The 14968-nt window shown below is 33.0% G+C and carries 17 protein-coding genes; 7 read left to right on the plus strand and 10 right to left on the minus strand.

All coding sequences use genetic code 11. The features are described 5' to 3' along the window. Positions 1–284 precede the first annotated feature (284 nt). Complete coding sequence (locus FAF07_RS07905) at positions 285–1007, plus strand: SOS response-associated peptidase (protein ID WP_142784587.1); 723 nt, start codon at positions 285–287, stop codon at positions 1005–1007. Between the two features lie 12 nt (positions 1008–1019). Here the strand turns inward: FAF07_RS07905 and FAF07_RS07910 are convergent, their stop codons facing one another. The 5 genes from FAF07_RS07910 to FAF07_RS07930 form a co-directional block, all read right to left on the minus strand. Beyond that, positions 1020–2045 carry a helix-turn-helix transcriptional regulator gene (locus FAF07_RS07910; RefSeq protein ID WP_142784588.1) on the minus strand — a complete coding sequence of 342 codons (1026 nt, stop codon included), beginning with the start codon at positions 2043–2045 and terminating at the stop codon, positions 1020–1022. Between the two features lie 140 nt (positions 2046–2185). Further along, the gene (locus tag FAF07_RS07915) at positions 2186–3217 is read right to left on the minus strand and encodes a helix-turn-helix domain-containing protein (protein ID WP_246067812.1); all 1032 of its coding nucleotides are present in this window, start codon (positions 3215–3217) and stop codon (positions 2186–2188) included. 142 nt (positions 3218–3359) lie between these two features. Continuing rightward, entirely contained in the window at positions 3360–3815 is a 456-nt protein-coding gene (locus FAF07_RS07920) for a ferritin-like domain-containing protein (RefSeq protein ID WP_142784589.1), read from the minus strand. Between the two features lie 175 nt (positions 3816–3990). Beyond that, complete coding sequence (locus tag FAF07_RS07925; RefSeq protein ID WP_142784590.1) at positions 3991–4431, minus strand: hemerythrin domain-containing protein; 441 nt, start codon at positions 4429–4431, stop codon at positions 3991–3993. 92 nt (positions 4432–4523) lie between these two features. Next, entirely contained in the window at positions 4524–5087 is a 564-nt protein-coding gene (locus FAF07_RS07930; RefSeq protein ID WP_246067813.1) for a hypothetical protein, read from the minus strand. A 156-nt stretch (positions 5088–5243) separates the two neighbouring features. Here FAF07_RS07930 and FAF07_RS07935 point away from each other — a divergent pair, with 156 nt between their 5' ends. Next, positions 5244–6338, plus strand: a complete 1095-nt coding sequence (locus tag FAF07_RS07935; protein WP_317130345.1) for a helix-turn-helix transcriptional regulator — start codon at positions 5244–5246, stop codon at positions 6336–6338. 60 nt (positions 6339–6398) lie between these two features. After that, complete coding sequence (locus FAF07_RS07940) at positions 6399–6944, plus strand: hypothetical protein (protein ID WP_142784592.1); 546 nt, start codon at positions 6399–6401, stop codon at positions 6942–6944. A 5-nt stretch (positions 6945–6949) separates the two neighbouring features. Here the strand turns inward: FAF07_RS07940 and FAF07_RS07945 are convergent, their stop codons facing one another. Together FAF07_RS07945 and cls are read right to left on the minus strand one after the other, a co-directional pair. Continuing rightward, the gene (locus tag FAF07_RS07945; protein WP_142784593.1) at positions 6950–8473 is read right to left on the minus strand and encodes a GH3 family domain-containing protein; all 1524 of its coding nucleotides are present in this window, start codon (positions 8471–8473) and stop codon (positions 6950–6952) included. A gap of 18 nt (positions 8474–8491) precedes the next feature. Beyond that, on the minus strand, positions 8492–9916 hold the full coding sequence (cls, locus tag FAF07_RS07950) for a cardiolipin synthase (protein WP_142784594.1): 1425 nt from the start codon (positions 9914–9916) through the stop codon (positions 8492–8494). A 289-nt stretch (positions 9917–10205) separates the two neighbouring features. On the opposite strand from cls, the gene FAF07_RS07955 reads away from it, so the two are divergent. The 4 genes from FAF07_RS07955 to FAF07_RS07970 all read left to right on the plus strand — a co-directional run bounded on the left by FAF07_RS07955 (position 10206) and on the right by FAF07_RS07970 (position 13760). Continuing rightward, complete coding sequence (locus FAF07_RS07955) at positions 10206–10364, plus strand: DUF1328 domain-containing protein (protein WP_142786572.1); 159 nt, start codon at positions 10206–10208, stop codon at positions 10362–10364. A gap of 168 nt (positions 10365–10532) precedes the next feature. Then, positions 10533–11642, plus strand: a complete 1110-nt coding sequence (locus FAF07_RS07960) for a DNA topoisomerase IB (protein ID WP_142784595.1) — start codon at positions 10533–10535, stop codon at positions 11640–11642. An 88-nt stretch (positions 11643–11730) separates the two neighbouring features. Further along, positions 11731–12993: a putative DNA modification/repair radical SAM protein gene (locus FAF07_RS07965; RefSeq protein WP_142784596.1), complete on the plus strand. Its 1263-nt coding sequence runs from the start codon at positions 11731–11733 to the stop codon at positions 12991–12993. Then, positions 12993–13760 (plus strand): TIGR03915 family putative DNA repair protein, encoded by a 768-nt coding sequence (locus tag FAF07_RS07970; protein WP_142784597.1) that lies wholly within the window; start codon positions 12993–12995, stop codon positions 13758–13760. Before FAF07_RS07965 ends, FAF07_RS07970 begins: the two co-directional genes overlap by 1 nt. 34 nt (positions 13761–13794) lie before the next feature. Here FAF07_RS07970 and FAF07_RS18530 read toward each other — a convergent pair whose 3' ends face one another. Genes FAF07_RS18530 through FAF07_RS07980 form a run of 3 tightly spaced genes read right to left on the minus strand, consistent with a single transcriptional unit; the run spans position 13795 to position 14569 of the window. Then, complete coding sequence (locus tag FAF07_RS18530) at positions 13795–13959, minus strand: hypothetical protein (protein ID WP_185956543.1); 165 nt, start codon at positions 13957–13959, stop codon at positions 13795–13797. 18 nt (positions 13960–13977) lie between these two features. Continuing rightward, complete coding sequence (locus tag FAF07_RS07975; protein ID WP_142784598.1) at positions 13978–14415, minus strand: arsenate reductase family protein; 438 nt, start codon at positions 14413–14415, stop codon at positions 13978–13980. Between the two features lies 1 nt (position 14416). After that, on the minus strand, positions 14417–14569 hold the full coding sequence (locus FAF07_RS07980; RefSeq protein WP_142784599.1) for a YqaE/Pmp3 family membrane protein: 153 nt from the start codon (positions 14567–14569) through the stop codon (positions 14417–14419). Positions 14570–14968: the final 399 nt, after the last annotated feature.

A 14968-nucleotide genomic window follows, 5' to 3' on the forward strand; every position in this document is an offset into this window, starting at 1 on the left:
GATAATGGGTTTTATAACCTTAATACAAGGATATACTGCAAAAGTATAGACACCACCTAAGCTTGATTGCCGTTTTAAAGAAATACTTTAACATTAAGCGGTTTTTTGGGCTTATTTTGCTCATATTTGAAAAATATTAGCTTCTAAATAGTTGAAATTTAACTTTTTAAAACAAAACGTTGACGTTAAACAGGATATTTCGCTTTATCAAATGAGTTCGATATTAATTGAAAGGGGATAATCTAAACGATGATATTTCATTTATTTTGTATAAAAAAGTAACCATGTGTTATAAAATATCAAATACAGCAGACAGAACGGCGATTGAGAGGTCTTTTGATATTTCATTTAAATATCCTAAACTTCACAAACCTAAACCTGTTATAAATGGTTTAGCAGAATCTTCTGTGCTTACCATAAATCAAAACAACCAAAGCGAAGTAACCTTAGCTATTTGGGGTTTATTACCAGAATCTTTTCAAGAAGATTGGCAAGTGTACCAGGACATAAAAAACACGCTTAATATTGATGTAGAGGAAATCGATCAGAATTCAGACTATATTGACGCATTGCAACATAGACGTTGCATTGTTATAGTTACAGGATTCTTTACCTATTATTTACATGATGGCGAATTATACCCATATTATGTATATTCTGAAACAGAAGAACCTTTTGGATTAGCTGCTGTTTACAACGAACTTGAAGATGGCTTTACTACAGCTTCCATATTGGTGTCTGAAGCTAATGATTTTATAAAAAAAATACATAATGCAGATGCGCTCATGCCCGTAATTTTAAACAAAGACGATCATAATTTATGGTTGGATGCTAAAACAGAAAGCACAGACCTGGAACTCCTGTTCCATACGCCTAACCAATTAAAGCTTACAGCGCACCCTATTGCTAAAGAGTTTCACAAGTCTGATATTATATACGATTCTGTATTAGACCCAGTAGAGTACAAAAACATACCAAACATTAAGCGCATTAGAAGAATGGACTAATGCCAATTATATTTATTTACTAACGCTCTTGATTTCTGTTCTATATTGACTAGGGAGAATACCATAGCGTTCAATAAAAATCTTGCTAAAGTAACTTCTGCTGCGTAAACCAATACCATACACAATTTCAGAAATGGTTAAATCTGTTTTTAGCAATTGATCTCTAGCCACCTCAAGTTTTAAATCTCTAATATATTCGTTTACAGATTTTGAAAAAAGAACCTGAAACCCTGATTGTAGTTTCTTGGGGCCTAATCCTGATAGTGTGGATAAAGCTGTTACTGAAAGCGGTTCAGACAAGTTATCTGAAATATAACTGGTAAGTTCATGAATTTTTTTGATATGACTTGACGACAAGGTATCTGGCAGAACGGTTTTGCTTTGGAAATTCTGATGTTCAAGTATTTGCATGGCCATGATTAAGTTAATTTGGCCTTCAATGGACAAGGTTCTAATAATACCCTCATCGTGTGAATTAGACATCTGTTTAATCTGATCAGCGATTTTGAGATTGTAATTTCCCAAATGCTGATAAGAGACGGTGTCATTTTCTTTATTAAAAAGCTGACTTAAAACCTTGTCTAAATACTTAATATTATTATTTTTCTTGCCTAAATAGTCTGAAGTATCTAATTGAATGATGTTTGTTTTTACCGCTTTATCTTTAGGGAATACAAATGTTTTTCGCTTTGCCTTCTTATCGGAAATGATAATGTTTTGGTAACGATTAAATGTTGAGAGTTCTTTATTGGTGCTATAGCCAAATTCTAAACTACCTTCTGACACAAAAATAAATTCTACAAGTTTTCTATTCTGGGAAACAAAAATGATTTTCGTCACTTCTTTAAATGTAACATCAAAATCTATTAAAGACAGTCCCCAATCAAAATCGATTCCTCTAATGACACCATGACCATATTTATTGTCGAATGTTAAAGTAAATTCACCACATGATGAAACAACATGTCCATCCAATACCTCACTTAATTGGCGTATGGTATTTTCGGTATTTGAGTTTTTAATAACAATTTCATGCATAACTTGATGGTGAAATTTTTATTCATTTCAGCATACAAAGAACTGGATATTGTCAATTAGTGTTTAGCGATTCTGAAAGATAAATTAACACTATTGGGCACAAAAAGAACTCAAAAGGGCAAAAATTTGGTTACAAAATACTATGCAGATTTCTCCTTTCTGGATTTAATCATGTAGGCTTTTGGTGAAATACCATATTTTTTTTTGAAGATTTTGGAGAAGTAACTTCTGGAATTTATCCCTATTTTATAGGTGATTTGGGTGATGTTTAAACCCGTAGTTTCCATCAATTTACGGGCTTTCTCTAGTCTGTAATCTCTTATAAATTCTTTTACCGAAGCGTCATATAAATGTTTAAAGCCATTTTGAAGTGCGTTTTGGTTTAAACCCACGCGTTTGGCCAGTACTGTAATATTGGCTACGGTGTCAAGTTCTGTTTTAATAATATCAACAGCCTTCTCAATACTTTTAATGGTAGATTGTCGTAATATCTTTCTGTTTTCAGGGCCGTTTAAATCATCAAGGTACTGTTTAAGCTGACTCATGACAATAGCATATGTTTTACCTTCCAGAAATACCGATTTCATAAAGCCTTCCAATTCGCATTCAACACATTCATCTAAATCCTGAGCGATATCTAAACTATAGTTTCCCTTATAATAAAATTTGTTGACGCCATTAACATCTCTAAACATGCTTATTAAATCATCATCCATTTCAGATAAAAACGTCTCAATCTTTTCTTCAAATTCCTTTCTATTAATTTCTATAGTAAATAAACAAACAGACTTGTTTGCAGGTATTTTAAAGGTGTGATTGTTTTTAGGCGCACTAGCCACAATAGCACTTTCAAGACGGCCTATACTATGTAAATCGTCATCCTGTTCAAAACTGTGCTTAATGGAAGACTCTCTATTGAATATAAATTTTAATGGATGTACAATGTCGTGCTCAAATTCAAGTATAAGTTCTTTTTTCAATGAAAAATCGATATCTACCACACCAACACCATGTTCAAAAGTGGTGGTTTTAATGTAGCCTTTTCCAAATTCTTTAGGAATATTTAAGCAATGCTCATTCTGTGATTCATGATAATCGACTTTGAGCAGTTTAGCCATATCTATTACAATTTGACTAACATCAGTGTCATTAATTTTTAAAGTTGTCTTCAAAGGGATAGCAAATAAGGGTTTTTACAATCTTATAAAGATAGTTTAATTTAATTAGCAAATAAAAATTTTAAAAAAAAAGACCTTGATATTTATATCAAGGTCTTTCCGAATAACCAAATTCTAACTACCAACCACAAACTAACTAACTAATGTCTTCTAGTCTTTTAATTTTGTTTAAATCGCTTTGGATTTGACTCCATTGATTTTTTAATATTGAGGCCGTTCGTTCAGGAAAACGAGGCTCGTTATCGCTTAAGGCGTCTTCATAATCGTCCAACGCAGCTCTTTCTCCAGTTATGGCAGCTTCTAACATAGACTCATCATTATCTGAAGAGAACAGTGCTTTAGTATCCATCCAAGTTCTGTGTAAGGCTCCAGTAACGCTTCCTCCTTTGTCAGGTTCTTGACCGTAAGTTTTTAATTCACTTTTTATCTCGTGTCCGAAAGAATTTCTTTCTGCTGCTTTTCTATTAAAAAAACGTTTCAAGCTGTCTGATTTCGCATTTTCTGCCGCTTTACGATATCCTTTTTCTGCATCGTAATTCTTCTCTAATAAGTCATTTAACTTATTTCCTACTTCTTCTGTATAATCGTACATAATATGTTTTTATTTAAAAATTACAGGTATGTTCTTTTTTGATGCCTACCCTTTAACATCATTATGTTTTGCTTACAGTGTAAATTTACAACCATAATGCGCTCTAACTTTGTTCATTTAATATGGATTTTGACTCATATAAATTTTAAGGGCTTTTTAACATTTTCGAGCGATTTTACTTCTTTCTACAATCGCTCATATAAGCATTATAGTTGTCTGCTAATGTTGTTTTTTGAGATTCGGATAATACTTTTCCAGCAAGTTGAAAAAAGGTATGTTCTTCGTCTTCTAAATGATGCTCTACTTTTTCTTTTAAATTTTTGGCATACTTTAACCACGCAGACGAATCGTAATCTGTTTTTTCTAAGGTTTCAACAATTTCATCTATCTCATGGTGTTCAGCTACTCCATGTCTAGCGTGTGGTTGTGTTTTATCGATATCGATTAACGGCGAGTAAAAATGACGTTCTTCACCATTTGCATGAATTTCCAGTTCGTGCTTCAAGGCTTTAAATGCTCGGTCCCTGGTTTTAGAGTCTCCTTCGGTTTGAACTAATACCTCTAATAATTGTCTTTGTATATCGTGGTCTTTTCTTAAGCTTTCAAAAATATTCATTGTGATTGTGTTTTTAGTTATTTGATAAAAAAAAGTGACTTGAGCATAAGCCTAAGTCACTTTTAAATAATTTATAGTGTAATGGGTTTATGCTAGTCTGAGTATATTTCTCTGTAACCTTCAACCATTTTTTCAACGTCTTTCATACTAGAATAGTATTTATAAGAACTGTTAAAAACTCTATTCGGTCTTTCACCAACTATAATGTGCTTTACATTTAAATCTGGTGCATTTAAGGTCAGTTGATCTGAGATACGTAATTTTTTATCACCTAATGTGGTTTCTTTTTTCTCAAGTTCAGAAACTACAATGATATTATTTTTACTAGCATATACTTTTTTAATCTCAATTTCATGCTCTGTACCATCTACTTCTGCTTCAACTCTAATTGTTCGTTCCTCTTTGTCTCCAAATTCGTCAGGCATATCTACGTCTACATAAGGCACTTCTACTTCTACCTCTTCCATTACAACAACCACTTTAGGTACTTTTACCATTTTAGTTCTTGTTCCTACATTCACATCTGCCCAGTCCACATCAAAAGAAGGTAATTGTCCTGATTCTGCGTCGATATCTAAATCTACTTCTGGTAATTCAGCTTCTTTAGTTTGATCTATTTTGCAACTTGTAGCGAATAATAAGGCTACTGTTGACATTGCTAATATTGTTTTTTTCATAATCGATATTTTAATTAGTTAATTAATCGTTACAGCAAAATTAAGCCCTTAATTCAAGAGGACTTTGCTCTAAAGGATTATATCTTAACTCAAACAAGCAGTCTATTATTATGGAATATATAAACTTACTTTCACATGCTTTTTTTGATTAATTTTGCAAAGGTTGGATTTTATATAGCTCCACATCCTAATAACATTATGATCACAATTAATATTACTGCCAAGAGCACCGAGGGGACAGTTAAACAAATACAAGCGGTTTTAGGCGGCACTATTTCTGAGCGTTGGGGTGAATACGTATTGGATATTGATAATGAAAATGCGATTGGAAGCATTCGCTTTATTACTTTTGATTGGGGCGGTAGCCTATTAGAGTATCGAATTGTGTTTTTTGAAGAGATTGAGCTCATCATGGATACTTCGGAATTTAATCCTATTCACTTTACTTACTGTTTAAAAGGCCATTGTTTCCATAGCTTCAGGAAAGCGGATCAACCTATTAAACTGGAGGAGTTGCAACCTGTTATATTCACTAGTAAGGATGACGGGTACAATTACGGCTATTTCCCTAAGGATATAGAACTGCATATAAACACTATTCAAATAAGTCGTGTCAAGTTTATTAGGAAGCGCTTGAATGATGCGTCCATTTTAAATCAAAAATTATATAAAGTGTTCCATGACGACCAGCATGAAAGGGAATTCTCTTATTTTGGAACCTATAATTTAAAATTGGCCCAACTGGTAAAATCACTTAAAAAGGTGAAACAGGAAGGGATGATTCGTATCATGCTTATAGAAGGTATTGTCTACCAAATATTGTCGCTACATATGATTCAGCATGACAGGGATGTACAGCGCAAAAAAGGAAAGGCACCACTTTTAAAGCGTGAATTAAAAATTATCAGAAAAATTGCAGAGCAAATTACCTTAGATGTTTCAAAGGATTATAATTTGGAAGCTTTGTCTACTCAAACAGGTTTAACTCAGGCCAAGTTGCAAGAAGGCTTCAAGCATTTCTATGCCAGAACGGTTACAGAATACGTGCGGCATGTACGTTTAGAAAAAGCGAGAGATTTAATTATAGAAACCGACCTTAATATTTCTCAAATTGTATACTCCATTGGTTTTAGCAGTAGAAGCTATTTCTCTAAAATCTTTAAAAATAAATATGGTATTAGTCCTAGTGAATTTCAGCAGAATAAAAGAGGATTAGAGATAGTAGCATAAAACCTAAAATTACGTTTCTAATTTTTTTATATTTTAAAAGACAATCCATTTAATGATTTTATGACGAAAATTATTCCCCAACCCATTAAAAAAGAAGTTTTAGAGGCTTTGTCTTTTTTTCCGCAATTGGAAGATGTCAAGATAACTTTTCAGATAAAAAAGAATATTAAAAAATCGACTATGCAAGCGCGTCCAGCATTTGGTAGTTTTTTTAAACGCAGAAAGCATAGAAACTATTTGATACTTATTAGCGAAAAGTTTAAAATAGCAGAAACCTCTTTTTCAACATTACATATTCAATCTGATATTTTAGTGGGTTGGATTGGGCATGAGTTGGGACATATTTTGGATTATGAAGGACGCAATAGGTGGAATTTAATAAAATTTGGCATTAACTATTTGTTTTCTGAAGTGTCTATAGTAGAGGCAGAGCGTTCTGCAGATACCTTTGCTGTAAAACAAGGCATGAAAGACTATATTCTAAAAACGAAAAATTTCATCTTAGATCACGCCGATATTTCTGATGCTTACAAACTTCGAATAAAAAAATACTACTTATCTCCAGAGGAAATTATGGAAGTCGTTAACGAACATGAAAATGCATAATATTCTTATTGCTGACTAACAAAGTCTTCCCATTCGGCAAATTTTTCTTCGTTCATAACGCGTTCCATTTTTACTTGGCCACCTTTCTTCTTGTTGTGCCCGCTCCATTCATGAAATATCTCGCTAGAAATCACATGCACTTTAACACCTTTTAAAGCCTTGCTTCTCGCCACTTTATAGTTTTTATTAGCGCTTTTTAAAAAGGTATCTAGTGTTTCTGCAACTACATTTTCGTCGGCATTCATAGCACTACCTATATACCAAGTATGGTAAAATTCATCATCTTCATAGCGTTTTGCGCAAATGGTATATTCTGAAATTTTAGTATCAAATTCAGATTCTAAATGATTCATCGCATCATCCATTTTATTTACAGATAATTGAGAGCCCACAGTATTTAAAAAGAACTTGGTACGACCTGTAATTTTAATTTCGGCACGTTCTGTGTCTGTAAACTCAATGGTATCACCAATAATGTAGCGCCAGGCACCACTAACGGTACTCATAATGAGCACATAATCTTGATTGGTAGTTACATCTTTTAATGCCACCGTTGGGGCATCATCAGTTAAAGAACCATCTTCGTTGATATACTCGGGCTTAAAAGGGACAAATTCATAATAGATGCCATTGTCTGTAATAAGTTGCATAGCATCCGTTTCTGGTCTGGTCTGGCAGGCGATAAAACCTTCTGAAGCTAAATACGTATCGATAACCGTTACAGGTTTGCCCATTAAAGCTCGAAAACTTTTTTCGTATGGTGCAAATGCGACACCACCAGAGGTATACACTTGTAAGTTTGGCCAAATATCGTGTATGTTTTCAAGATTATGATATTCAATCACTTTTTGAAGCATGAGTTCTATCCAAGATGGAATGCCACTAAGTGCACCAATATCCCATTCTTCGGCACGTTCGGCAATACGTTGTACGCGTTCGTCCCAATCGTCAATTTTAGCAATTTCGACACCAGGTTTATAATAATTTTGAAACCAAAATGGGATATTACTTGCACTAATACCACTTATTTCGCCTTCTAATTTATCATTGCGTTCTTCTAAATCTGTAGAACTGCCTAACATCATGATTTCTTTTTCGAAAAATTCGGCAGGAAAATCAAAATTATTTAATGCCAGTACTTGATTTATTCCGGCCTTTCTTATCGCATCTATCATGGCGTCTGTTACTGGTATTCTTTTGCTTTCCTTTCCTGTTGTACCAGAACTCAAAGCAAAATAAGATGGCTCTTCTGGCCAGGTCACATTGGTTTCTCCTTCATGCAGTTTATGCCACCACTCATCATTAATTTTATTATAATCAAAATATGGTATCGTCTGCGAAAACATTGTACTTGGTGCTTCAGAATCTAAAATAGCTTCAAAATGGTAGAATTCTCCAAACTGCGTATTTTTGGCTTCTGTTAGAAGGTTTTTAAGGACTTCTTCCTGTGCCGTAACATGGTTGGAATTTGATGTAAAATAATCTGCGGCATAAATAATGCCTTTAATAATGTTTCCTAATATGGCCATTTTTTGTTTTTTTAAATATTATAATAAGGGACTAAATATTTTAGCCATCCCCTCTAAAAGTTTATCTGATACGGGTCTTTCTTTAAACGTTCGATAGTTTAATACGCGGCAATTTTTAATGTTGTTTTCGAAATCCTCTACCATTTCAATAGCGATGGCTTCGTCAAATATCAAGGTGTTCACCTCATAGTTGTATTCAAAACTTCTATAATCAAAATTACCAGAACCAATAGAAGCAATTTGCTTGTCAATAACAATAACCTTACTGTGTGAAAAGGTGTCTTTTAGCGTGTAGATATTAACCCCTACTTCTAACAAACTTTCAAAATTGCCAAACATACTGTTTTTGGCCATTTTACTATCGCTATTTGTAGGCACCATAATATTCACTTTCACACCTCTTAATACGGCCATTTTTAAGGCTTCTAACAGCATTCTATTAGGAATAAAATAAGGGTTTTCTATATGGATGCTTTCTTCTGCACTATGTACCATCGTTACATACTGATGCAAAATAGAAAGGTGTTTTAAATCTGGACCACCACAAACAATCTGTAAAAGGGAGTCGCCTGCCTTGGTTTGTTTTGGGAGGTATTTTTTGTTGGTAAGTAGGGTTTCGTTACTTGCAAAATAATAATCTTTAATAAAAACACGATGCAAATGATCTACAACACTGCCTTCTAGCTTGATATGTAAATCGTCCCAAATTCCCATTGGAGAATGATCTGAAATGTACTTATCTGAAATATTCACACCACCTGCAAAGGCCACACAACCATCTATAACTATAATTTTACGATGATTTCTAAAATTGAGCGTTGATAAAATAGTACTTAACTTAATTGGCAAGATTGGAAAGACATGCACCCCGGTTTTTTTTAGCTTCTTAATCGTTTTATCTTTCCAACCGAAACTTCCTAGGGCATCATATAGAATGCGTACTTCAACACCTTCTTCAACTTTTTTTTGGAAAAGGGCGCACAATTTATCTAATATCTCTCCTTCTTCCAGAATATAATATTGCAAATGAATAAAATATTTAGCATCATGTAAGGCCTTAAATATAAGGTCAAAGGTGTCTTGGCCATTTTTAAGCAATGTCACACTATTTCCATCAATAGCTGGAAAACCAGAACTATTTTCTAAAAGTTTAGCAATTCTTCCAAACTTATCAGAATCAAATTTATGCTTAAATTCTTCTATATTTTCACTGGTATGGTTTAAATCGTATAACCGCCTTTTGGCATTAAAATTAAGGGTAAAAAACCTGAATTTTTTTCGGTTTATACCAAAGAGCATGTATAAAATAACCCCAAGTATAGGAAAAACAATCACAACAAAAATCCAACCAATAGAACGTGCTGGTCTATTCCCATAAAGTATAATGCTCAAAATTGCCCAAAGCGTGCTTATAGCATAAAGAATTAAAAAAGCGTATAACATGTAATTTGAATATTTTGAATATTGAAAGTTATCAATATTTCTTCGCAATTTAAAACCTTATTATCAAAGCATTGTGCTCATTTACAATAAGCATTAGCAATTATTATAGTTTAACTCATAATCTGCTCAAAAAGCGTCTCTAAATCAGGTAAATTTATCGGTGAGGGGTATAATAAAATAGATTAAATCAACAAATGTGCTAAAAACTGTGTCAATATTGCTAATTTTTAAAGTATTGAGGCTATACTTTTGTCGGGTTAAAAAGAATTGAATTTTGAACCTTATTTTTATGTTGCGCTATCCCATAGTTTATCTGGCTATCTCATTAATTTCCGGGATCTTAGGATTTGGCGGCGTTGCTGAGTCGGCATCTGGAATAGCTATATGGTTCTTCTTCCTTTTTCTTGCACTCTTTGTGATCTGTACCTTAAGCAGGTTAAAAAGATAAATTTAAATCTCATTACCAAGATTTAAACAAGTGCTTACAATAGTTTGACAACTATTTTAATAGTAGTTATTCAAACACAGCAACCCAACTAATTTATCAAAATTTTTTTAAAAAGCATTTAAAGAGTTGATTTCTAATGGAGGTCTACTTTTTGCAAAAAATATTGTCATGGTACATATTAATGGTAAAATTGGGAATAACGGTGTTATTAAAGATATAACGAAACGACCGGAAGCGGTTTTAGATTTGTATAATCTAATCTATGCGCAACCTGAGATGTTGAATATTAGCAGATCTTCTAAAACTGAAAGCACTTACATATATAAAATGAATGGGAAAGAAATTATTAATCCCACAGAAATAGAACGGATTAATAATTTAGTTATCCCGCCTGCATGGAAAAAGGTAAAGATTGCTAACCAGGATAATGCTCATTTGCAAGCGGTTGGTAGGGATGATAAAAACCGAAAGCAATATATATATCATCCCAAATGGAATGTTATTAGAAACCAGACTAAATTTACCAAGTTAAATGATTTTGCTAGTGCTTTGCCTAAAATGAGAGAACAGATTGCACTTGATATAGAACAGAAAGCATGGAACAAAACCAAAGTTTTAGCTATTGTTATTAGGCTCCTTGAAGAATCTCACATTAGGGTTGGTAATTCATATTACACCAGAAAGAATAAAACCTATGGCTTGTCAACACTTAGAAGTCGTCATTTGAATATTTCTAAAAATAAACTGAATATTGAATTTATAGGTAAAAAAGGTAAAAAGAATAAGGTCACTATTGAAAATAAAAAACTTGTAAAACTAGTTAACAGATGCGAAGAAATTCCTGGTTGGAGACTTTTTCAATATTATGATGAAAATGGTGATGAGCACGCTGTGGAAAGTCAAATGATTAATGAATATATTCAAGAAATAAGCGGAGAGAATTTTTCTGCCAAGGATTTTAGAACATGGTCTGCGTCTTTAATTTGTTTTGATGCATTAAAGCAATTCAAATATTCAAAAAAGGAATCAACACGCGAAAAACATGTTATTCAGGCCATTGACCAAGCCGCAGAGTCCTTAAATAATACACGCGCTGTTTGTAAAAAATATTATGTCCATCCAGTTATTATAAATAGCTATATTGATGGGAGTATTGACCCTTTTTTTAAGCAGATCAGCAAAACCAAATCAAAATCGGAATACGAGCTTCAACCCAACGAACGTGCCTTAAAGGCCTTATTAAAAACCTATAAACCAGAAGCATTAATTTTAGAATAAATTACTATAAGTTGGGGGTTATCATTTTTTTTAATTAGCTTCATAAGCTCATTATTACCCAAATAAATTTACAAAGAGAACTTAACTTATGTCATTTTCGCGCACCCAAGAAAAACTTAAAATTTTAGCCGATGCGGCCAAGTACGATGTGTCTTGTTCTTCAAGTGGAAGTCATCGTTCCAATGCTTCAAAAGGACTAGGCGATGCAACGGGCATGGGCATTTGCCATAGTTATACGCAAGATGGTCGTTGTGTTTCTTTACTAAAAATTTTACTTACAAATCATTGCATTTTTGATTGCGCGTATTGTGTGACAAGAAAAAGTAACGATATAAAACGAGCCGCTTTTAAAGTACAAGAAGTCGTCGATTTAACAATCAATTTTTATAGAAGAAATTATATTGAAGGCTTGTTTCTTAGTTCTGGTATTTTTAAAAATGCCGATTATACTATGGAGCGCCTGGTAGCCGTAGCGAAGAAATTAAGAACTGAAGAAAATTTTAACGGCTATATTCATTTAAAATCCATTCCTGGAGCTTCAGATGAATTAATGCGAGAAGCCGGTTTGTATGCTGATAGATTGAGTGTTAACATCGAAATACCAACAAAAGCAGGTTTGAAAATGTTGGCGCCAGATAAGAATCATTCAGACTTTATTAAACCCATGAGGAAGGTTAAAAATGAAATCATTCAATATAAATCTGAAAAGAAAATAATAAAAAGCACGCCTAAATATGCTCCCGCAGGACAAAGTACTCAAATGATTATAGGAGCAAGTGGAGAGAGTGATTTTCAAATTATGCAATCTTCAAATTTTTATTATAAAGCATTTAATTTAAAGCGAGTATATTATTCAGGTTACGTGCCAATAAGTTACGATAATAGACTACCTCAAATTGGTACAGAAGTTCCTATGCTTAGAGAGAATAGGTTGTACCAAACCGATTGGCTCATGCGATTTTATGGTTTTGAATTTGACGAGATTCTCAATCAGAATTACCAGCAATTAGATTTGGATATAGACCCCAAGTTATCGTGGGCATTAAGACACATTGAGCAATTTCCTATCGATATTAACACTGCAGATAAGAGGATGCTGGCTAGGGTACCAGGTTTGGGAATGAGATCAGTGTATAAAATTTTGCATGCTCGAAAATTTAGAGATCTCAACTGGGAACATCTAAAAAACCTTGGCGTAGCCTTAAATAGGGCGAAGTATTTTATTATATGCAATTCTAGAGATTTCGAACGTAAAGATTTAATGCCCTCTCAGATTAAATGGCATATTTTAAATACGACTAAAAGTAAATATAAGAACGTTTTTAACAACCAGTTAAGTTTATTTGGATAATGGAGGTGTCATTAATTTACGATGGCACATTTGATGGCTTTTTAAGTGCTGTATTTGAGGCATTTGAACTGAAAGCTAGCAAGGTTAATATCCAAAAGCAATCACAGGTTCAAAACACCATATTTTCTGAAAGTGTTGAGGTGACCACCGATCATAAGAAATCTGATCGTGTTTGGAATGGGCTTAAAAAGAAATTATCGGCCTATGGCCGCAACCAATTGTATTATGCCTTTTTAAGTGAAATAGTTCATGTTGAAAATGTGCTCTATGATTATATTCAGCAAACTTTTAGTTCTTCAAAATCTATAGAAAAAGATTTTTCGAATGCAACTGTTTTAAAAATTTCGAAGTTGGCAAAAAGTGTTGGGAGAGAGAAGCATAGGATGGAGGCTTTTGTTCGTTTTAAATTAACGAAAGATGATATCTATTTTGCAAATATTGAACCAGATTTTAATGTGCTTCCGTTGATTTCAAAACATTTCGAAAGACGATATGCGGATCAAAAATGGATAATTTATGACATTAAGAGAAAATTTGGGATATATTATAATTTAAAAGATGTTGAAGTTATCGAAATAAATTTTTCTCCAGACTTTAATTTCACAAAAACTGATGGTGAATATTTTAAAGATGAAGAACTTGATTTTCAGCAATTGTGGCAGGACTATTTTAAAAGTACAAACATTGAATCTCGTATAAATATGGCGTTGCATATTAGGCATGTTCCAAAGCGTTACTGGAAATACCTAAGCGAAAAACAAGTCTAAAAGTTTAGGTACAATTGAAGTTAAACGAGGGTGCTTAAATAAGAACACCTGATAAAATAACAGCAAGGATTAGCAATACTAGAACAGCTATTACAAAATAAGTAACGTTTTTAGTGATTTTATCTTTTTGGAATATATAATTGCTTTTTTCTTCTTCAGGCTCTTTTACAAAATCAAAATTTCCTTTTTCTTTTTTCATAATATTTTTTTTAGTCTTCTATTTGAAGTTCTCATCTTCAATGGCATCATCCATTGTATGTCCTTTTTCTATGCCTGCCGAATCCACACCAAAAAATTCGAAAAAATCAAATCGATTGGTAATTACTCTGTACTTTTCACCATTAATAGCAATGGGTTGTTGTAATAGAGCAGGGTTCGCATTAATAAGTTTAATCCAATCATGATCGCTAAAATCTGACCCATCACCTAGTTCTGGAGCGTCAGGATGATCTGAAACAAATAATTCTGAAAAGGGTATATTTAGTTTTTCAGAGAGTTCTGCCCAAATCGTATCTGCAATCTTAGTTTTTTCTAATTCAATTGTCTGTATGTGTTTGTCAACACTGTTTGCATAGGCAAGAACCTTCTTGCCTAAATCGGAATCGCTAGAATATATATAGGTTAGCTGGTGTTTATCTGTAGCTAAAATACCCATCTTATTTATTTACAATTAGTGCGTGAATAACACCTGGAATCCAACCTAGTAAGGTTAATAAGATGTTTATTAATAGCGTGGTGCTCAATCCGTGTTTCAGAGCCACGGCTACAGGAGGTAATAATATGCTTAATATGATTGTTAATAATGACATAATTTTTGTGTTTTAAAGTTCAAGACAAAATTATAATAGGAATGTGTATTCCTTTAGTTCTAATAAATTAAATGTTGACTCTTATAACAATTATAAATAAGACCTTCTAAAGAAAACTTGTGTATACATAATGTACCTAATGCTGTGAATCACATGAATTTTTGAGATCTTAATATCGTTCTTTATTTTGGTTTTAACTTAATAATAACGCCAGAGATTTATATAAATAGAACCCTTCTTAGTTTTAAATTATTATCAAAGGTTTATTTGAATAGGTAATATGCTGATTACAACATTTATAATCATTGTTGTCCGATTAAAAATAGTTCGTTTAAAGAAAACCTTTGTGAACACAGGGTTTTCAAGGCTTATAAAAAAGAGGGGCTTGCTTTTTGCGAT

It is taken from the genome of Changchengzhania lutea, from assembly GCF_006974145.1.
In the GTDB taxonomy this organism is placed as follows: Bacteria; Bacteroidota; Bacteroidia; order Flavobacteriales; family Flavobacteriaceae; genus Changchengzhania; species Changchengzhania lutea.